We start from the raw sequence: 19245 nt of genomic DNA, 5'->3' as shown, positions 1-19245 counted from the left end.
GCAAACCGAGATTGTTCCGATATGGGAACTAAAATGTCGGTCAGCGGTTGTCGTGCATGGCTGGGCGCCCGGGAGCCGACTATGCAACGTCGCCGCTTCAAGCAAACCCTAACCCTTGAAGAGCGCCTTCTTCGCGAGGCCGAGCAAATCGCGCTGAACGCTGAAAACCTGCCTCCCGGGACAGAACGCGAAACTCTTTTGCAGAAGGCGCGACATGCAAAGATGGCCGCGCATATCAACGAGTGGTTAAGCTCCCCCGGATTGCAGCCGCCGAAGTGACCGGTTCGATGCGGGCCGGAACTAATTTCTAGGGTATTTCGTAGGTCGCGGCTAAAGTGCGTAACAACTTACACTGATCCGAGGAAGATTTTGGAGCGCCAGGAGAAATTGGAGGCCTCGCAGTCGGCTGATGGCCGATATCGCATGCTGATCGAGGCGGTGACCGATTATGCCATCTACATGCTGGATTTGTCAGGGCTCATCACCAGCTGGAATCCCGGCGCGAGGCGGTTCAAAGGCTATGAAGAATCTGAAATCATCGGCGAACATTTCTCACGGTTTTACACAGACGAAGATCGCGCGTCCGGCCTGCCGGAACGCGCTCTCGAAACGGCCGCGCGCGAAGGCAAGTTTGAGGCTGAAGGCTGGCGGGTACGCAAGGACGGCAGCCGTTTCTGGGCCTACGTCATCATCGATCCAATTCGCGGTAAGGACGGTGACCTTTTAGGTTATGCGAAAGTCACACGGGATCTGACCGAGCGCCGCGAAGCCGAAGCTGAGCTGCGTAAAAACCAGGAGCAATTCCGACTCCTCGTTCAGGGCGTCACCGACTACGCGATCTACCTTCTCACCCCCGAAGGCAATGTTTCGAGCTGGAATGCCGGGGCGGAGCGGATCAAGGGCTATACGCCCGAAGAAATCATCGGCGAGCATTTCTCGAAGTTCTATACCGATGAAGACCGCAAGGCCGGCTTGCCGGCCATCGCGCTCGAAAGCGCCCTGAAGGACGGGCGGTTTGAGAAGGAAGGCGTACGCGTTCGCAAGAACGGCACGCAGTTCTGGGCGAATGTCGTCATCGATGTCATCCGCGACCAAGAGGGCGCGCTGATCGGCTTCGCCAAGATCACGCGGGATATTACCGAGCGTAAGAGTGCCGAGGAGCGGCTCGAACGCACCCGCGAAGCGCTGGTGCAGGCGCAGAAGATGGAGGCGATCGGCCACCTTACAGGCGGAGTCGCACATGACTTCAATAATCTGCTGATGGCGATCCAGGGCAGTCTTGAACTGATGAAACGGCGTCTGCCCCGCAGCGAGGGCCAGATGCATCAATTCCTCGACAATGCCCTGCAGGGCGCGCAGCGCGGTTCGGCCCTTACGCAACGCATGCTGGCGTTCGCCAGGCGTCAGGAGCTCAAGCTTCAGACAGTCGATGTTACCGACCTCATCAAAGGCATGACTGAACTGCTGCACAGTTCGCTTGGCGCGGGCGTACAGATCGAAACTCACTTCTCGCTCGGTCTGCCGAAAGCATCGGCGGATGCCAACCAGCTCGAACTTGCCATTCTCAATCTTGCGATGAACGCTCGCGACGCGATGCCGAAAGGCGGATCGATCGTCATCTCCGCCCGCGAGCGGAACGTCAAAGACGAACCAGGGCTCAAACCGGGACGCTATATCTGCCTTGCCGTTAAAGATACGGGCACGGGCATGGATGAACAGACCCTCCTGCACGCACTTGAGCCCTTTTACACGACCAAAGGCGTTGGCAAAGGCACCGGGTTAGGATTGCCTATGGTGCTCGGCATGACCGAGCAGACCGGCGGGAAACTTTATCTGAAGAGTAAACCGGGAGAGGGTACGACCGTTGAAATCTGCCTGCCTGTGGCGATCACCGAGGAAGAAAAGAAAACAACACACGCCGCTCCCGCCGCTTCACCCGTCACGCCCGCCCTCAGGATCGTCAGCGTCGATGACGATCCGCTCGTCGCTTTCAATACGCTCGCGATGCTGGAAGAACTGGGCCATACGGCGTTTTCCGCATCGAGCGGAGCGGAAGCGCTCGGGCTCATCAAAGAACAGGGCGACATCGACCTGCTTATAACGGATCAGGCCATGCCAGGCATGACAGGCGCCGACCTTGCCGAAGCGGTTCGCCGCGACTGGCCAGACCTTCCGATCATCATCGCAACCGGCTACGCGGAACTACCCGAGGGCCCGGCGCAGGCGATGCCGCGCCTTGCAAAGCCTTTCTTCGAGCAGGACCTCGCGGACGCCATTGCACGCTCCGTCCGCTCGTCGGAAAAAGTGAGCTAGCCCCGCGCGACAGGGCGAGCGGAGCGAGCGCCCTGCAGCCCGTTCCGCTAGCCGCCTCCCGCCTTTCACCGTCCTATGTCCGGGAAACGCCCTTAAGTCATCAGCCTAGCGGCGCGGCACCGCACCATCCTGACCGGTGAAGAGACGCCTGCCGTCTCGCCAGCGCTGCCGTACGGCGGCGCCCGCGGGCCTCCGCGCCCGGCGGCCATCGCGAACGCGATACAAGGTCAGGATCATAAAGCCGATGTCCGCGCCCCAGCAAAGACGCTTTGATTAACCTCGCTTCTTGCTCGCTTGATTCCGGTTTTGGCGAGGGGCAGTATTGCTCTATTTCAAGTTGTCGTGCCCGGCCGATGACAGAGTATCTGCAGTGAGACCTGCATATCGTCCTTGCTGAATTGAAGCGGCGTGAGGGAGATTTTTTCATGAAAATTCTGAGCAATATTTTCTGGGGCGTTATTGGCCTGCTTGGCCTCATGTTTTTTGCCGGCGTCATGTACCTTGCACTGACCGATACGGGTCCCGGCAATGTCCGCGAGGAGACAGTGCTGGCAATGCCCGTGTGCAAAAATGCCCAGGGCGACGTCACTTACAAAGCCATTCAAGGAAGCGAGACAGCGCCTGAGCCAGTCTTCCTCCGCGACGAGCGCACCATCCTGTACGACCCCAAGATCGCGGACTGGCCCAACGAGGCAAGAGAGTTTGCGCTTGCTGCCGCATGCGCGCGGGCGTCTGTCCCCGATGCCAGCGAAGCGGATTGCGTTGCCGTTAAACGCCTTCGCGATGAACTCGACTTCAAAAATGAGAAAGTTGCGCTTATTACGCAGCACCTCGCTGCTTCCTCAGGCGCGAAGGACGCGGCCACCCGCGTCCGGAATATCAACGCATGCTTCGAGGCTCGCTGAATAAAGCCGTCTTCGTGCGGCAGCGCCAGTTGAGTGCGGTCACTGCAGGATTTATTTGCTCTTTGATAACCGGCGTTCAGATCAAAGAGGGTGCTTTTCGTTTCGGGGTTTGCCATTCCACATGGTCTGAAGTTACGCGCGGCGTCATGAATTGCCCCTTTAATCGCAGAATGCATCGACTTTATACGCCGTAACCTGACAGGACGCGCTTCCGGTTCAATGCCAAGCCCGTTCCGGGTTTTGCAACGGTTCTCCCCAGCTTCCGCGCGAAGCCGCTTGTGCAGCCGGGCGATACCCCACCATTTCAAAAGCAGTGATCCGCTCGCTTCTCCGCCCTGTCCTGGGTGAGGCGTGTCGAACATTCAGCAAAAGGAGCAAATCATGGCACGTAACTTCAAAAAGAACGACAAACAGTCCCGCGAAGCAAAGGCACCCTCTCTGATCGCCTATCACGTCGAGGATAAGGGGCAGGACAAATCCTTCTGGACCCGCATCGGCGCAGCCTGGGATCACGAAGACGGCAAGGGGCTCACCCTTCAGCTCGATCTCCTTCCGGTCGCGGGCGGCCGGATCGTCCTCCGCGAACCATCTGAAGCAACCGAGGAGAAAGGCGCGTAAGCGCCTTTCTCTTTGTCTGGTCGTTTATGGAAAAGCGTAATTTCTTGCAGATTTGTTCTGCGTTGCGTTAGGCGTATTACAGGAGAATTGCATGGCTCATTTCGAAAAACAGTCCTTCACTACCTATTTGAACGTACGGGGCCAGAACTATCTTCACATCCTGGCGCATCAGGGAGACGATCTGCCGATCCGCAGTCTTGCTGCAATGGGCGTCGATCCGAACAAAGCCGACATAGATGGCGCCACGCCACTACATTACGCGGCTCTCGCGGGCCACGGTGTGGTCATACACGAACTCGTCGCAGCCGGGGCGGACGTCACCCTTCTGACGAAATGCGGACGCTCTGCTGCGGACGTCGCGCGTCTCGGAGGGCACACCGCACTTGCGCTGTCATTGGACGAGAAGATTCAAAAGACAGCGCAGCTTGCGAACCGTCCTGTACCGCGACCGTAAACTAGCTCGCCGGCTTAGGAGGAGGAAGCCGCGGAACCGGGGGCGGTGCGGCAATTTCCGGCAGTCTCGGAATTTTTCCTTCGTCTGCGTACTTCGGGATCTTGTATCCGAGCTTTCTCATCGCTTTATTGAAAGTTGCCTGGACAATATGCTCGGGCAATCCTTGCCGTCGCATCACTGCGGCCGCTTCCTCTGCATTCCTTAGTCCCAGCTGTTTCGCCTCCTCCTTCCTGGCGGCGGCGTTCGCCCGCTGCTCAGGCGTGCCAACCAACGCGATGATCACATCCTTGAGATTGTTCAAGGGGTTTAAGTCGCCAAGAAAGTCAAAAATGCCATCGGAGCCATATTGCAGCTTGATCACTTCGAGCGGGAACGGCGCTTCGATACCCGAAGGCGCGTAAGCGCCTTTCTTTCTTTTGAGGAGGAAAGATCATGGAACGACGCTATCAACACTTCCGCACGGAATGGTGCGGCATCGAAATCGAAGTCCGTTACTGCCCCGCATGGAGCACGTGCTTCGCCCCTCTTGAAATAGAATCCCTTTGTCGCACGCCGCTGCCGGTGACGGATACCGGGTATCGCTCGGTTTACACACAGGTGGCGACCGTCGAGCGCCTTGGCGGCCCCTTGCGGCTCGTTGAGGACTGGCTCGACTGACAGCTCGATCCCAAGCTTCATCGCAGGATGCAGCCGTAGCAGTACCAGGGCACGCCCCGCTTCGCGGGGCCGGGCTCTAGGCCTCCGGCCCCGAACCGCGTCCGGCGCGTTTCGGCCATGAGGTGACGATCCCTCGCGCGATCAGCAGAGAATTGCACCTTCGTAAGAAGAGAGGGATTGCATCCCTTAGTCCGTCAAGGGCTTCGCCCCGAGGGCTTCGCGAGCCGCCTGGCGGCGGCCCTTGACTGCCTTTCCCTGCTCATTGCCGCGGGGCTAGCAGGGTTGCAGGTGCAACCCTTTTTCAAAGGCCGAATTCCTCGGCGTGCGATTTATAGGGATAGAGTGTGAGTTCGTTTTTATCATTCAGGCGAACGGCATCGCCGTTCTCGTCGATCATGGTCACATAGAGCGTGGCGGTTTTGACGCGATAGCCGCTCTCGTGCTGCTTCAGCATGCGCGCCGCTTCCAGCAGGCCTTCAGCCATCTGTTGCATGCTCAGCGCAGAATTATCGCGGCCGCGCAGCCTGATCTTGAGAGCGGGCGATTCGTCTTTCGGCGGCCCGGCCTTGCGGCCCTTGCCTGTCGTGCGAAATACCATGAGTTCATTATAGCAGTTTGGGCATTGTCTTTGCGAATTCTCCTGCCTACCGGGGTATGTCGTTGGTATCTTCAGGGCCCCTGCCCTTCCTGCGCTTGGGCGCCTTGCGCGGTACAGCGCGCTTTGGCGCAGGAGACAGGACTTCCTTTCCTTCCTCAAGAAGGCTACCGCCGTTCCCGTTGCCGTTCGTCCCGCGAAGAACGGTTATATCGGGGACGTCATCCGGAAGGATCGTCCGTAGTTCGTCGTCGCTCGGATCGTCCAGGCTGCTGACGCGGGTTGCCACATTGGCGAGGCACGCTTCAAAAACATTTCGCGTTTCGCGGGCGTTGCCGAAGGTTCTGCCCTTGCCGGCCCAGAGCCGCGTCATAAGGAGATGGACCTTGTCCAGGGTTTCCGGCGCGGCTTCCATTTCATTCGCCGTGCAGAATTGCGCGAATATTCTTGTCAGGTCTTCGGGATTGTAATCCTCAAATTCGATGACCGTGCCAAACCGCGAGTGCAGGCCTGGATTTGCGTCAAGGAAGTTATTCATCTCCTCCGTATATCCCGCCGCAATGACCGCGACGCGGTCCCGGCGGTCTTCCATCAGCTTCACGATTGTATTGATCGCGTCCTGTCCGAACACATCCGCTGCGCCGTCGGATCGCCTCGCCGCGAGCGAATACGCCTCGTCGATAAAAAGGACGCCATCCATCGCCTGGTCAAAAGCCGCCGTTACCTTCGGTCCCGTCTGCCCGAGATACTGGCCGACAAGGCCGCTGCGATCGACTTCGACGACGTGGCCTTTTTCCAGGAGCTCGAGCTGCTCGTAGATCGCGCCCACAATCCGCGCGACCGTCGTCTTACCCGTGCCGGGATTGCCCGTGAAGACAAGATGCTGCGAAGTGGCGATAGGCGGCATCCCGCCGCGGATGCGCGCCGCGTTGAATTTTGCCTGAGCGATCAGCTGGTGGACCCGGTCCTTCACCTTCTTAAGGCCAATCAGCGCATCGAGCTGCGCAAAGGGGTCCAGCTCACCGTCCTCGTCGGGAGGCGGCGGCTCGTACGGCAAAGCGGCGAAGATCTGCGGCTCCTCCTCCGGCGCAGGCGGCAGAGCCTGCTCGTTTACAGCGGCATCGCTTGGAGGGAGCGCTTCGCGCTCCCTCGCTATTGCGGCGGCATCATCGGCATTCAGGACGGGCGGCGGCATCGCCTTGTCAGGCATGCCCGCTTGCAGCGGCGGTTTTCCCGCCGGCCGCCCGTTGCCATCCGCGAAGTCGGGATCGGGATTATACCAGTGCCTTGGGAAATACTGATCGTAGTTGAGGCGGCGGATCAGCATCGGCAGGTCGCCGTTCCGAAACACGAGCACCCGCCCGGTTTCGCGGGCCGCTTCGCGCTCAAGTTCGGCAGGCTCCCGGAATGTGCTCACAATGCGCTGCTCGTGAGTTCCCACCTGTTCTTTCCAGACGGCGTGGCCGAGCCGCCCGGAAAGATATCCCCCGGTCGTGCGGTCGTTTACTCCGAACGCCTGCACCGCGCCGGCATTCGCGAAGAACGTCTCCCAGTTTTTGGGATACAGCTCTTCCAGCTGTGACAGGTTCTGGACGATCGGCCACAACGTCATGCCAAGGCCTGACATGAGCCCCGCGGAAATCTCGATCTGCCGCTGGCGCCCGAGGCTGAAGAACTCGTCGAGCAGGAAGAGGACAGGGAAACGTGGCTTCGTCGTTTTCTGCGACCACATCGCGTTGATCGCAAGGTTCACGACAAGACGCATGAAGCGCGCGTGGAGTTCGAGGTAATTGCCCGGCAGCACGACGTAAATCGTCATCCGTTTGCGCTTCAGATCGTTGATGTCGAAATCCGAGCCCGAAAGCGTGTCCTTCAACGCCGGGCTCGCAATCCAGTCTGTGTTGCGGAGGATCGTGGTCATGAAACTGCCGCGCTCGTTCGGCCCGGCATTCAGCAGCGGGGCGGAGGCGCTGCGCGTCTGCTCGCCCGCTTCCTGCATCTCCTCCAGCATCGCCTCGAATTCTTTCGGCGGAGCGGTCAACAGCTCGCGGAAGTCGAGGAAGGTCGGTCGCTCCTTGCGCTGCATCACAAATATGATCGCGCCCTTCAGGATGTTCCTCGTGGTCTCATCCCAGTGAGGTGTCTCTCCGGACGGGCCGGGTACAACGAGCGCATCGACCAGCATGCCTACCTGCTCCACGTAGTCGCGGGCATTCCTGTCCAGCGCATCAAGGGGATTGAAGCGCGACGCGGTGAATTGTGGAAGGCAGCCGAACGGGTCGAGGATATGGACGTCCTGACCCATGAATTCTGTGACGCGGCCTCCGCCTTTGCCGCGACGCGCGGCTGTGACGGCGGCATTGGTGCCCTTGGGATCGATGACGAGCGCCGATCCCGGATAGACGAGAAGGTTCGGAATGATGAGGGACCGGCCCTTGCCGGACCGGGTCCCTGCGATGGTCAGGAAACCGCGATCGTCTCTCCAGCCGATCGGCCAGCTGAGTTCCTGGCGTGACACGCCGAGCAGCATATCGCCCGGGCGATAGCGGTAACGCCATTCCTCGACAATGGTGGCGTAGGCGGCAGAGCCGCCCTTGCCGAATTCCTGCTCCTGTTTCCTGCGGCGGTACCACCATGTTCGGCGGGAGAACCAAGCCTTGAAATCATCGCCAAGCGGCCAGCCCGCGATAAGGGAGAGGACCGTGACGGCGACGATCAGGGGGTAGGAAAGCCAGCCGGGGAGTAGATTTATAAAGGCAGGCGGCGAGCCGTGGAACATGGCGGCGGGCCCTGCCGCGATCATCACGTAGGCCTCAAACAGGAAGCACAGCGCGAAGATCGTCATCGCAAACGCGACGAAGATCCCGGCGAGATTGAACGGCAGCCCTATCGTGAAACGCGGCATGACTGGCCCCGGACGGACTTCCAATCCTAGAGCATCTCGGGAGGCGAGGTTAAGGGAGCTGTGAGAGCGGGAGGCCCCACTTAGGTCTTAGGGTTAAGCAGCAAAACAGGCAGGTACTTGAAGGAAGGAGGTAGAAGCGGCAGAGTAGCAAGATATGTTTTTGTGGCACGAAAACCCTCCCGCATTCTGCGGAGGTTTCCCTGCCAAAAAACGGTTTGATCTTGTCAGCGTTCCGCCGCTGAACCACAGCCGGCCTTCCTTGGGCCGGTGACGGCGTACTCATTGCGACTACAAAGCGCCCAACATTGACCGGGCGCACCCACGGAGCAGACCATGGCCCGGCCCCGTAAAGGCCGCGACGACCAGCTCAGCGAGATGCTGCGCTGCCGCCTCCGCCCTGCCGAGTACCTTCGCATCCGGCAGGCGGCGCTGCAGGCGAATATGTCCGTTTCGGACTATGCCCGCCGCATGCTTTTGTCCGGCACCGTGGTCGTGAAGAAGACCCGGAGCCTTGACCCTGCCGTCTACGACCAGCTGCGCCGGGCCGGTATCAATCTCAATCAGGCCGTCCACAAGCTGCATGCAACAGGCCTGATTCCTCCCGAGCTGGCAAGGGCGGCAGCCGTCGTCGAAGCCCTGGTCCTGGGCATCATCGATGGTGCCTAAGGTCGCCGGCAAGGGTCACAGCTTCAAAGGTGCAGGCCTGTATTACCTGCACGACAAGAAGGCTGAGACCAATGAGCGTGTGGACTTCGCCTACACGGTCAACCTGCCGACCCGCGACCCGGACAAGGCGATTAGGATGATGGCCTACACGGCCATGCACCAGTCGGAGATCAAGGCGAGAGCCGGCGGCAGCACGCGCGGCCGAAAGCTGGCGGACCCCGTCTATTGCTACAGCCTCTCATGGGCACCAGGTGAAGAGCCAACCCGGGACGAGATGGTCAAAGCCGCCCGCGAGACCCTCAAGGTGCTGGGGATGGAAAGCCATGAAGCTCTTCTCATCGGACACAACGACGAGCCCCACCCGCACATCCATGTCATCGTCAACCGCGTCAATCCCGAGACCGGCATCGCAGCGCCTCTCAAGATGGATCACCTGAAACTATCCACCTGGGCGGAGGGGTACGAAAAGCAGCAGGGCAAGATCCGCTGCGAACAGCGTGTCGAAAACAACGAACTGCGCCGCAAGGGCGAGTTTGTGAAGGACTGGCAGAGTGTCAGGAAAGGGGAATACCAGCGCTGGCAAACGGATCGGGTGAGCCGCCAGGTGGACAGGCGCATTCGCGAAGACGAGCGTCTCGATAAAAAACAGGCCCACGAGCGCGAGCAGATACACCGGGCGCGGGACAGCCGTATTGCGGATCAGCGCAATCGGTTTCGCGAAGCCCATCGCGGCGACTGGCGGGACCTTTACAGCATTCAGCGGCAGGAGCAGCGCAGGCTCGCCGAAGCGCAGAAGAACCCGATGACGCGGCTGAGTTTCTTCCTGCGCGCACATCGCGAGGAATATCGAGCGGCCGGGAAGGATGGCCGCAAGATAATGCTCAAGGGTGCGGCCGCCGCCCTGGTCGGCTCCAAAACTCAAACGCGGCGTCTTGAACTCAAACAGACAAAAGAGCGGCTCTTTTTCGCAGGCAAGCTGAAGCGCGAGGCAGAGCGGATCAAGCGCCCGATTGACGATCTGCATAAAAAGGAAATGGCCGGGCTCGCCCGGCGTCACGACGACGAGCGTCACGACCTCCGGATGGCCCAGTCGAAAGAAAGCCAGGCGCAGGCTCACGACATCAAGTCCGGACGCAGCAAGGAACTATTCAGGAAAGAGCAGCGCGGAAAGCTTCGCGAGGAGTTGAAGGAGAACAAGCAGGAGGCGACGTCATCGAAAGTCGAACCCAGGGCCCCTACTCTTTCGGAGCGATTTGCAACATTCCGCGGGAGGACTAAGCAATCTGAACGGCAGATCGAACCGAAAGCAGTGCCGGGACAGAAGGCCCGGCAACCTGACAAAGAGCAGCAGAACGAAGCGGAGCCCAAAGATCACAACCGAAGCGGTTCGCTCGCGGGCAAATTCCGGAAGGCGCAAGAACCTGGAGTGAGTAAGAAGGCGGGGCAACAGTTCAAGGATAACGCCAGTGATATGAGCAAGGACATCGGTCGTGAAATCACAAGGAAGCCGCCGAAGTAGCCGCCCGCATAAACAAAAAGGTCGGGTTCATCTGCGAGGTCAGGTGCTCCCGTCGCTGGTTCCAATCGGCCCATCGCCTATCGTCGAATTTCCCTCAGCTTTCCGGTCATCCAATCTAGGGAGCGGGAGGCCGGACGATGAGCGAGAAAGACGCGGATCGCTACCGGGCCGAAGCTGAAGAATGCCGCCGCCTGGCGGAGAACGCGCTCAAAGGCCCGGACAGAGAAGCCTGGCTGCGGCTGGCCGCCGACTGGCTAAAGCTGGCGGACGATGCTGCGTTGAACGAACGAAAAGTCCGTCCGTAACTGCAGCCTACTCTGATCCCTTCACCAATCCCTTTTCGATTTTGTCGGCCAGCTTTCTGAAATGGACAGCTAAATGCTCGTAGAGCTCGCGTTTTTGCAGATCGGTAGCGCTTCTCGCGACACGATCTGAATTGTCGGCTTCGGCGCGCAACCGCTTTGCGCTATCCTTCACATCCTGCATGGGCATTCACCTCCGCAGAGACATCTTTCGCCTTGCCTGACGGCGGCCGCCGGATTTACACTTCGCGCCATTCTCAAACGGGAGGCGGACGTGGCGACTGGTACTGTGAAATGGTTTAACGCGACCAAGGGTTTTGGGTTCATCCAGCCCGATGACGGCGGACAGGATGTTTTCGTACATATCAGCGCCGTCGAACGGGCCGGGCTTTCGGGCTTGTCCGAGGGACAAAAACTCTCTTTTGAAGTCCAGGTTGATAAAAAACGGGGCAAGAGCAGCGCCGAGAATTTGCGCGTCTGAAGTCTGTGAACGCGCTTTAGAGCAGCGCGCCGGTAGCTACCTTATCTTCTTTTTCAGAACCGCGCGCGACGATTTTAAGATCGGCATCAGGTAGAGGACGCTGCAACGCCTTGGCTTCATCCCAGGGCGCTCTCATCCAGACGTCCCGCTCCTCATCCGTTGTGAGAATGACCGGCATCGCCTTCGGGTGTATCGGGCCGACGACCGCGTTCGGCTCGGTGGTCAGAAAGCCGTACACCAGATGCGGGCCCGGGACCGGCTTTGACTTGGGCCCGCGCTCGCCTTTGAATTCCGTCCAGATGCCGGCGAAAGCAAACAAGGGACGGTCCTCGCTCAGCGCGAACCACACGATATCCTTCTTGCCGGTCGCAGGATTTGCTTCAGGCGCGTATTCGGAAAAGCTTGAAGCCGGGACAAGGCAGCGGTTTTCAGGCTTGAGCCACCCGCGCCAGTGCGGCGAAGCCGTGTTGCGGATGTTGGTAACGGGCGGACCGCCGAATTTTGGCGGCGGCGGCATACCCCAGCGCATCTTAATGAGCTCACGGCCATCTGCGCTATTCCGGACAATAGGTGCTTCCTGATCCGGAAACACGCCGGTGAGGCTCGGCAAATTGCCAGAATTATCCCAGACCGCGCCGAATAATCGGCGGATAGCTTCCTGGTTGGTTGTGACGCTGTAGAGATTGCACATTGCGCAATTCTACCAATGGGACGCTTTTGCAGCAAACCTAATGTATCGGCTTCGGCGGACCGAACAGCTCGTACGCGGATATTCGCGCACGTTCCTTTGCTTTGTACTGTCCGCCGCAAGTGCATTCCTGATCGTAATAAGACTTCACGGCGCAAAAACGTGTGCCGCCAGGACCGTTTTTCGTGAGGACGAAGATCGGCTGCTCCCGGCCCTCTCGCATCTCTGACATCATATTGGCGTAAGAATAACCGCCCTTGTTATCTACCAGCTGCCCGCGCACCTGTTTTTCGCCAATCGCATTATCCGTTTCGTTCGTCCCTTCAGACTCGCAGATCAGGGCGAAGCGTGTCGGCCGGGTGGCCGTTCCCAGGCCTTTACCGGTCAGCTTGTAGGAGAAGACCGAGATGGCATCGAGCGCATCGGCTTTGAGTGACCGCAGTGTATAGCTTACGAGTGAGAATGTCGGGCCGACGTATTTGAGGCCGTCAACGGCAATCATCACGGCGTAGAGACATGCAAAAGCGATCACCACCGCGGATGCGAGCCCGTAGATGCGCGTCTGTCGTATTCTTTCAAGCCGGGAAAGCATGGAGCAGAATAGCATCCTGCCGTGAGATCGCTGGAGTTATGAGGTTAATCGTAAATCCAGCCTGTTTATAGCATTAAACCCTGCCGAGTGCCGGGCCGGCTTAACTACTTAGTCGAATCCTGCGTTTCCTGCCCCTCGGGCGACTTGATTTAACGAGGCCGCCACGCGAAGCTCCGTTTTTTTAAGAGGTTTGATTGGAGAAACGCTATGGCGGGCCCCGATGACCTTTTAGTGGGTCTAAATCCTTCGCAGCCGCGAAAGAAGATCTTCTCACTTAGAAACTGCCTGCTGATCGCCACTGTGCCGGGCCTCTTCCTGGGATTCCTCGGCTCACTGGTTGAATCCAGCAGGAAAGAACCATTCGCTTTGATGTTTCATGCTTGGGGAGTGTGCACGGACTCCCTCCCGACACTTTTCAGCAAGTCGCTCGACATGCTTTGGTTCGGCATCACAAATTTCCACCTGTACTCCATCGTGGGCGGGCTGCTGCTCTTTCTGCTCCTGAGCAGTTTTGCTGCCCTGATGGTCGGCATCGTCGCCGGGACATTGCTGGGTGGGATTCTTTACTGGCTAATTTCGATCGCTCAGCCGTAAGTCGCCGCTTCGCTACCGAAAGTTACGCGACTTCACGGTCAGCGAATCTACATGTACGGCAACCAACACTATGCCCGTTGCAATATGGAAAGCGCCCATGCTCGTTCGCGAGTGACGACTAATGTAGCAGCCCTTTTCAACTTGACGGCGTGTCAGGTTACTCATTACATCAAATTGTGTTTGAAGGTTCGCAATGGCTAAGAGAGACCCCCACAAAACGGCGCGTAATAAAATGGTTGCTGCGATGCAGGACCAGCTCCGCGACATCCTTCCCAAGGTTCTGAAGCAAACAGGCATCGTGACCGAAGCCTCGCTCAATGCGATCATCGGCAGCAAGACAGACGAGTTTATCGATCTCAAGAACGAGATCATAAACTCGCCTGAGGAATACGTTGTGCTTTGGATGGAAGGATTCCAAAGGCATCTTTCGACGACGAAATTTAGAACATCTTATGATGATCTATTCGACAAGATAAAAGCATCGCAAGCCTTCAAAGAGTATCTGCATGTATTTCTGAGGCGCTCGTATCTCAAACATTACGAAGAGCTTTATCGTAGACGGCCGACAATGGATGAATCCGAGATTTGGATCGGACAGAATAACGCAGATTACGGATTGCTTGTTACGCCGCGCTTCAGCAATGGAAAGTGGGAAAATGACAGGAGCGAGATCCGTCACTTCAAGCCAGCCTACTTTTCGATCGGCCACGTCCTCGAAACTGGTCTTGTCATTCCCGACAAAAACAAGCGCATGAAATTCAACGATGTGGAGCAATATCTAGATTTCTTCGAACACGTCCTGGTCAGAAGCACAGCATCCCCTTACCAAAAGGCCATTGCCGCTGAATATTGCGAGTTCGTACGCGCTGCGCCTGATCCCTTGAAGGTGCCGCTGCTCATACCGGAATATCGTTACGAAGGCCGGGTTGCGAAGCATAAATACCGCCTCGATTTTACGATCATCAATCCGGACACCATGGACAAGGTCGGGTTCGAGCTGTCGCCTTGGTCGACGCATGGTTATCTCGCGGGAACAGCAAAAAAGACGCAGGCAACAATCAACGAAGAGGCTTCTGGCAATTTCGATAAGGAAATGGCGAAACTTAAGTCGTTCTTCAAAACTCACGGGATTTACTCACTCATCTATACGGACAAGGACCTGAAGAGCATCGACGATGTTTTCTCTGACATCGAAACTTACTTGAAACCCCCAAAGCCGAAGAAGCAGCTTAGCTTCCACTTCATCAACAACTTCTTCAAATAAACCCTAGATCACTTAGCGAAAGTTACGCGACTTCACGGTCAGCGAATCTATATGAAGGTCAGGGATGAATATGTCCCTCGCCGCGTGTCTGAGCGCCTTGGTTTCACGGCTGTCGGTCCCCCCGCCTCCGCCATGCACAGCCTCGTCCCCGCGTCCTGACGGTTTGACGAACGCCTCATCGAGCCTTCCTATCCGCTGCAACATCTCGGTGTCGTCGGTGAGGCTCTCGCAAATCAGATGAACAACGCCGTTCGCCGCCTGCACCTTGCCCCGGCAGGTCAGCATGTTCGAACCGAGAACCGCCCTGCGGTGCTTCTCAAATACGGAAGGCCAGACGATAAGGTTCGCTATATCGGTCTCATCCTCCAGCGTGATGAACATGACGCCCTTGGCGGAGCCCGGACGCTGACGCACCATGACGAGACCGGAAACAGTTATCCGGGAATTATTCTTCACGACACGCAGTGCCGCGCAGGGACTGATCTTCCTCTCCGCAAGATCGCGGCGCAGAAAGGCGAGCGGGTGCGCCCGCAGCGTAAGGCCGTGCGAGCGATAATCCTCTACGACTTCGCGGCCGAGCGTCATGCCGGGCAGCGAAACTTCCGGTTCAACCTGCTCCGGCACGATTTCATTCGCGCGCTGTTCGGCAGCTTCGAACAGCGGCAGCGCACTACTCCGCAGAGCCTTGATTGCCCACTGCGCCTGGTAACGCGAGAGGCCGAGCGAGGAAAACGCATCGGCATTGGCTATGTGCACAAGCGCGCCGGGGCCGATGTTTGCACGCCGGGAGAGTTCGGCGATGCTGTGATAGGGTTTTATCCCGCGCGCTGCGACCAAAGCGCGCCCGTCTTTTTCAGCAAGGTGACGTGTCATGCGCAGCCCAAGCCGGACGGCCTGATATTTTCCGTCCGAGGGTTCAAGCGTGCAGTCCCACAGCGACATGTTGGCATTGATCGGCCGCACTTCGACACCGTGCTTCAAGGCGTCGCGCACGAGATCTGAGGGCTCGTAAAAGCCCATCGGCTGCGCGTTTAATATCGCAGCAAGGAACACGTCGGGATGGTGGCATTTCATCCAGCTCGACGCATAGGCGATCAGCGCGAAGCTCGCCGCGTGGCTTTCAGGGAAGCCATAAGAGCCAAATCCTTCGAGCTGGCGGAATGTCTTGTCCGCGAACGCGTCATCATAGCCGTTATCGATCATGCCCTGGATCAGCTTTTCCTTGAATTTATTGACCCCGCCCGTGAACTTGAACGTCGCCATCGCGCGGCGCAGCTGATCGGCTTCAGTAGCGGAGAAGCCTGCCGCGACCATTGCGACCTGCATTGCCTGCTCCTGGAACAGAGGAACGCCAAGGGTCTTGCCGAGCACTTTTTCAAGCTCAGGCTTGGGAAACTCGATCGGCTCGCTGCCTTCCCGCCTGCGCAAATAAGGATGGACCATGTCGCCCTGAATAGGGCCGGGACGGACAATGGCGACCTCGATGACAAGGTCGTAGAATGTCTTGGGCGCCATCCGCGGCAGCATCGACATCTGCGCACGGCTTTCGATCTGGAACGTGCCGACAGTATCCGCCTTGCGGATCATCTCGTAAGTGGCCGGGTCTTCGGCGGGTATCGTCGCGAGATCAAGCGCGATGTTCTTCGAGAAGCGCAAAAGATCGAAGGCCTTGTTCATGCAGCCGAGCATGCCCAGCCCCAGCACATCGACTTTCATGAGTTTAAGCGCTTCGATATCGTCCTTGTCCCATTCGATGACCTGCCGGTTTTCCATCGCGGCAGGCTCGATGGGAACAAGTTCGTCAAGCCGGTCAAATGTGAGGACGAAGCCGCCAGGATGCTGCGAAAGATGGCGCGGCGTTCCCATCAGCTGCCGCGCAAGTTGCAGCGTGAGCTGCAGGCGGCGGTCCGATAAATTGAGATTGAGTTCTTTGAGCTCGGTTTCAGAGACCCCCTCCTCACTCCAGCCCCAGGTTATGCGCGCAAGCGCCCCCGTAATGTCTTCAGGAATGCCGAGTGCCTTGCCGACATCCCGGATCGCACCGCGCGCGCGATAGCGGATAACGGTCGATGTCAGTGCTGCCCGCGTCCGGCCGTAGGTCGCGTAAATCCACTGGATGACCTCCTCGCGCCTGCCGTTCTCGAAATCGACGTCAATATCCGGGGGCTCTCGCCGTTCTTCCGAAATAAAGCGTTCGAACAGCAGCCCCTGCCGAACGGGATCGATGGATGTGACGCCAAGCACAAAACACACCGCAGAATTCGCGGCAGAACCCCGGCCCTGGCACAGAATGCCTTGCGAGCGCGCAAACCGGACGATTGATTCAACCGTCAGGAAGTACGGCGCGTATTTCAGGCGCTCGATAAGCCCAAGCTCATGGCGCAGCTGCATCGCGACATTATCGGGCAGGCCTTCGGGATAGCGTTGCGCCGAGCCCTCCCAGACCAGTTTTTCAAGGCGATCCTGCGCGGACAGCCCGTCTTTCAGTTCTTCGGTTGGATAGGTGTAGGTCAGCTCATCGAGAGAAAACCTGCATCGCCGCGCAATCTCTGCGGTGCGCGCCACAGCCTCGGGATAACGGCGAAACAGACGTTCGACCTCCCCGGGGTCTTTGAGGTAGCGGTCCGCATGCTTCTCCTTGAGAAATCCCGCGCGGTCGATGATTGTTCCCAGCCTGATGCAGGTAACGACATCCTGCAGCATGCGCATTTCAGGGACGTGATAAAGAATATCGTTGGTCGCAACGGTCGGCACGCGCGCCCGGTGCGCTGTATCAGCGACATCATGAATACAGGCGGCATCGTCCGGCCGGAAGCGGCGCGTCAGCGCGCAATAAGCGCGGTCTTCGAATGCATGTTTCAGGCGCTGCAGCTGCGAGAATAAATCGTCCGTCGGCTTGTCAGTAACGAGGACCGCGATCTGTCCCTCGCTCCAGGCAACGACATCATCAAAGAAGAGCGCGCATTTGCCCTTGCCTGCGCGTGATTTGCCAAGGGTAAGGAGGCGGCAAAGCCTGCCATAGGCTGCGCGGTCAGTCGGATAAATGAGGATCGACGGGAAATCTTCAAGATCGAGACGGCAGCCTACGATAAGGCGAACGCCTGTGACGTTCGCGGCTTCATAGGCGCGCACAACGCCCGCCAGCGAGTTGCGGTCGACAACCGCCATGGCTTCGATGCCAAGATTAGCGGCAGTTGTAAATAATTCTTCCGCGCTTGAGACGCCGCGCAGAAATGAGAAATGACTCGTCGCCTGGAGTTCGGCATATCTCATGCCTCACCCAGCCCGTGCAGCCACCACCTGCCGCCAGCTTGTGCAGGCGCGTCGCGAAACAGCCAGAAGCGTTCGCCAGCCTCGTTCTCGACGCGGTAATATTCCCGCTGCATGCCGAGCTCCTGATCTGAGAGCCACCACTCGCCAAGAATGCGTTCCGGCCCGTCGGCGCGGGCGATCTTGTGCCGGGTTTTACGCCAGACAAAGAAAAGCGGCGGGCTGTCCGGGACCTCGGCGACAGCCTGGACCTGCTCGGGCGGTGCGAGAAGCCGCGCGGGCCGCGGCAGATCGCGCGGCCAGGACGCACCGTCCGCCTTCTCCATCGGGGCGATACGCCGTGTCGAGCGCTCGGGTATATCGCTTTCGACAGGTGAGAGGCGGTAGACGCGCTCGTTGCCGAGCCTCACGCGGAGCGTATCGACGAGCTGGCTGATATCGGCTTCCGCGCGGCCATCGCCGACATGACTGCCAATAATCTGGCGTTCGGTAAGTGCTTCAACCCACGAAGCGGTAAGCGTTGCTTCCTCGATACCAAAGCCCGGCTCGACAAGGACAAGCCGTTCGGACAAAAGCTTAGTCAAGTGCTTCGCGTCGCGATTTGGCCGGGAGGTACCGATGCGGATCGCCTGCGCGACATTATCCACCCGCTGAAACACCATATCGAGGCGGCGCGCCCCAACGCCGCGGGCGGCAAGGTCGATCATGAGCTTGTCGCAGAGCAGTGCGAGCACGCGCTCAAGATCATCCGGATTGCCGATGGGCTCGACGAACCTGATCGTCATGCGCGGCACCTCGCGCGGGATAAGCGGCGCGAGTACCTCAATGCTTGCTCCAAGCGCCTGATCGAGACGCAGAAGGACGTCACCGGAAAACCGCTGACGGAGCGAGGACCGGGGCAGCGCGGCAAGCTGGGCGATCCGCTCGACCCCCACCTCCCGGAGGCTGATGACATCGCGCCCTGAAATTCTCAGGGCAGCGACAGGAAGCCCTCCGAGAGCATCCGAGCTGCGCCCCTGCGAGACGATCTCCTCCGTCCCGAAATGCGCGACCGCCCACGCACAGCCGGGCGTGTCGGCGATTGCAACACGGGCTTTAAGATGCGCGGATGACAGCCGCGCATGAAGGTCTACAAGAAGCGCGGCCTCACCTTTGAACAGATGCGATGAACCGGCAACGTCGATAAAGATGGTGTCCGGCGGCGCTGGCGTGACAAGCGGCGAATAACGCGAGCACCAGTGTCCGAGCCGCGCCAGCGCGGCTTCATCCTCCTCCGGCTTCGCCTCCTCGACCAGAAGATCCGGCACGAGCGTTTGCGCGTGCGCAACCGTCATGCCCGCCGCAAGTTTGAGCTTGCGCGCGGCATCATCAGCCGACGCGAGCACGCGGCGGCTGCCGTCCTGGATCGCCGTGACCATTGGC

At 58.9% G+C, this 19245-nt stretch carries 20 protein-coding genes; 12 read left to right on the top strand and 8 right to left on the bottom strand.

Annotated elements, in window-relative coordinates:
* The first annotated feature begins 81 nt into the window (after nucleotides 1-81).
* The 5 genes from IVB40_RS13690 to IVB40_RS13670 all read left to right on the top strand — a co-directional run bounded on the left by IVB40_RS13690 (nucleotide 82) and on the right by IVB40_RS13670 (nucleotide 4290).
* Nucleotides 82-279 carry a hypothetical protein gene (locus tag IVB40_RS13690; protein ID WP_247819085.1) on the top strand — a complete coding sequence of 66 codons (198 nt, stop codon included), beginning with the start codon at nucleotides 82-84 and terminating at the stop codon, nucleotides 277-279.
* A gap of 144 nt (nucleotides 280-423) precedes the next feature.
* Nucleotides 424-2313, top strand: a complete 1890-nt coding sequence (locus IVB40_RS13685) for a PAS domain-containing sensor histidine kinase (RefSeq protein WP_247819084.1) — start codon at nucleotides 424-426, stop codon at nucleotides 2311-2313.
* Nucleotides 2314-2738: 425 nt separating this feature from the next.
* Nucleotides 2739-3218 carry a hypothetical protein gene (locus IVB40_RS13680; RefSeq protein WP_247819083.1) on the top strand — a complete coding sequence of 160 codons (480 nt, stop codon included), beginning with the start codon at nucleotides 2739-2741 and terminating at the stop codon, nucleotides 3216-3218.
* Between the two features lie 381 nt (nucleotides 3219-3599).
* The gene (locus IVB40_RS13675; protein WP_247819082.1) at nucleotides 3600-3836 is read left to right on the top strand and encodes a hypothetical protein; all 237 of its coding nucleotides are present in this window, start codon (nucleotides 3600-3602) and stop codon (nucleotides 3834-3836) included.
* Nucleotides 3837-3927: 91 nt separating this feature from the next.
* A complete protein-coding gene (locus IVB40_RS13670) occupies nucleotides 3928-4290 on the top strand; it encodes an ankyrin repeat domain-containing protein (RefSeq protein ID WP_247819081.1) in 363 nt (120 codons plus the stop codon).
* A gap of 1 nt (nucleotide 4291) precedes the next feature.
* On the opposite strand, the gene IVB40_RS13665 is transcribed toward IVB40_RS13670, so the two are convergent.
* On the bottom strand, nucleotides 4292-4651 hold the full coding sequence (locus IVB40_RS13665) for a hypothetical protein (RefSeq protein WP_247819080.1): 360 nt from the start codon (nucleotides 4649-4651) through the stop codon (nucleotides 4292-4294).
* Between the two features lie 71 nt (nucleotides 4652-4722).
* On the opposite strand from IVB40_RS13665, the gene IVB40_RS13660 reads away from it, so the two are divergent.
* Entirely contained in the window at nucleotides 4723-4947 is a 225-nt protein-coding gene (locus IVB40_RS13660) for a hypothetical protein (RefSeq protein WP_247819079.1), read from the top strand.
* Between the two features lie 301 nt (nucleotides 4948-5248).
* Here IVB40_RS13660 and IVB40_RS13655 read toward each other — a convergent pair whose 3' ends face one another.
* Together IVB40_RS13655 and IVB40_RS13650 are read right to left on the bottom strand one after the other, a co-directional pair.
* The gene (locus IVB40_RS13655) at nucleotides 5249-5431 is read right to left on the bottom strand and encodes a hypothetical protein (RefSeq protein ID WP_247819078.1); all 183 of its coding nucleotides are present in this window, start codon (nucleotides 5429-5431) and stop codon (nucleotides 5249-5251) included.
* 160 nt (nucleotides 5432-5591) lie between these two features.
* A complete protein-coding gene (locus IVB40_RS13650) occupies nucleotides 5592-8447 on the bottom strand; it encodes a type IV secretory system conjugative DNA transfer family protein (protein ID WP_247819077.1) in 2856 nt (951 codons plus the stop codon).
* A 333-nt stretch (nucleotides 8448-8780) separates the two neighbouring features.
* Here IVB40_RS13650 and IVB40_RS13645 point away from each other — a divergent pair, with 333 nt between their 5' ends.
* From IVB40_RS13645 to IVB40_RS13635, 3 genes are all read left to right on the top strand, one after another.
* Complete coding sequence (locus IVB40_RS13645; protein WP_247819076.1) at nucleotides 8781-9113, top strand: hypothetical protein; 333 nt, start codon at nucleotides 8781-8783, stop codon at nucleotides 9111-9113.
* On the top strand, nucleotides 9103-10632 hold the full coding sequence (locus IVB40_RS13640) for a relaxase/mobilization nuclease domain-containing protein (protein WP_247819075.1): 1530 nt from the start codon (nucleotides 9103-9105) through the stop codon (nucleotides 10630-10632). The genes IVB40_RS13645 and IVB40_RS13640 overlap by 11 nt, the downstream gene beginning before the upstream one ends.
* A gap of 137 nt (nucleotides 10633-10769) precedes the next feature.
* Entirely contained in the window at nucleotides 10770-10937 is a 168-nt protein-coding gene (locus IVB40_RS13635) for a hypothetical protein (RefSeq protein ID WP_247819074.1), read from the top strand.
* Nucleotides 10938-10944: 7 nt separating this feature from the next.
* Here IVB40_RS13635 and IVB40_RS13630 read toward each other — a convergent pair whose 3' ends face one another.
* The gene (locus tag IVB40_RS13630) at nucleotides 10945-11118 is read right to left on the bottom strand and encodes a hypothetical protein (RefSeq protein ID WP_247819073.1); all 174 of its coding nucleotides are present in this window, start codon (nucleotides 11116-11118) and stop codon (nucleotides 10945-10947) included.
* Nucleotides 11119-11208: 90 nt separating this feature from the next.
* On the opposite strand from IVB40_RS13630, the gene IVB40_RS13625 reads away from it, so the two are divergent.
* Nucleotides 11209-11415 carry a cold-shock protein gene (locus IVB40_RS13625; protein WP_247819072.1) on the top strand — a complete coding sequence of 69 codons (207 nt, stop codon included), beginning with the start codon at nucleotides 11209-11211 and terminating at the stop codon, nucleotides 11413-11415.
* Nucleotides 11416-11431: 16 nt separating this feature from the next.
* Here IVB40_RS13625 and IVB40_RS13620 read toward each other — a convergent pair whose 3' ends face one another.
* Both IVB40_RS13620 and IVB40_RS13615 read right to left on the bottom strand, forming a co-directional pair.
* A complete protein-coding gene (locus tag IVB40_RS13620; protein WP_247819071.1) occupies nucleotides 11432-12106 on the bottom strand; it encodes an SOS response-associated peptidase in 675 nt (224 codons plus the stop codon).
* A gap of 37 nt (nucleotides 12107-12143) precedes the next feature.
* Nucleotides 12144-12695: a hypothetical protein gene (locus IVB40_RS13615; protein WP_247819070.1), complete on the bottom strand. Its 552-nt coding sequence runs from the start codon at nucleotides 12693-12695 to the stop codon at nucleotides 12144-12146.
* Nucleotides 12696-12902: 207 nt separating this feature from the next.
* Here IVB40_RS13615 and IVB40_RS13610 point away from each other — a divergent pair, with 207 nt between their 5' ends.
* Together IVB40_RS13610 and IVB40_RS13605 are read left to right on the top strand one after the other, a co-directional pair.
* Nucleotides 12903-13289 carry a hypothetical protein gene (locus IVB40_RS13610; protein ID WP_247819069.1) on the top strand — a complete coding sequence of 129 codons (387 nt, stop codon included), beginning with the start codon at nucleotides 12903-12905 and terminating at the stop codon, nucleotides 13287-13289.
* Between the two features lie 193 nt (nucleotides 13290-13482).
* Nucleotides 13483-14553: a hypothetical protein gene (locus tag IVB40_RS13605; RefSeq protein ID WP_247819068.1), complete on the top strand. Its 1071-nt coding sequence runs from the start codon at nucleotides 13483-13485 to the stop codon at nucleotides 14551-14553.
* A gap of 12 nt (nucleotides 14554-14565) precedes the next feature.
* Here the strand turns inward: IVB40_RS13605 and IVB40_RS13600 are convergent, their stop codons facing one another.
* Both IVB40_RS13600 and IVB40_RS13595 read right to left on the bottom strand, forming a co-directional pair.
* Entirely contained in the window at nucleotides 14566-17826 is a 3261-nt protein-coding gene (locus IVB40_RS13600) for an error-prone DNA polymerase (RefSeq protein WP_247819067.1), read from the bottom strand.
* Nucleotides 17823-19241 carry a DNA polymerase Y family protein gene (locus tag IVB40_RS13595; RefSeq protein WP_247819066.1) on the bottom strand — a complete coding sequence of 473 codons (1419 nt, stop codon included), beginning with the start codon at nucleotides 19239-19241 and terminating at the stop codon, nucleotides 17823-17825. Before IVB40_RS13595 ends, IVB40_RS13600 begins: the two co-directional genes overlap by 4 nt.
* Between the last annotated feature and the right edge of the window lie 4 nt (nucleotides 19242-19245).

It is taken from the genome of Bradyrhizobium sp. 40 (assembly GCF_023100925.1).
Lineage (GTDB): Bacteria > Pseudomonadota > Alphaproteobacteria > Rhizobiales > Xanthobacteraceae > Bradyrhizobium.
The sequence above is the reverse complement of the archived record's forward strand: the minus strand, read 5'-3'. Positions and strand labels throughout refer to the sequence as shown.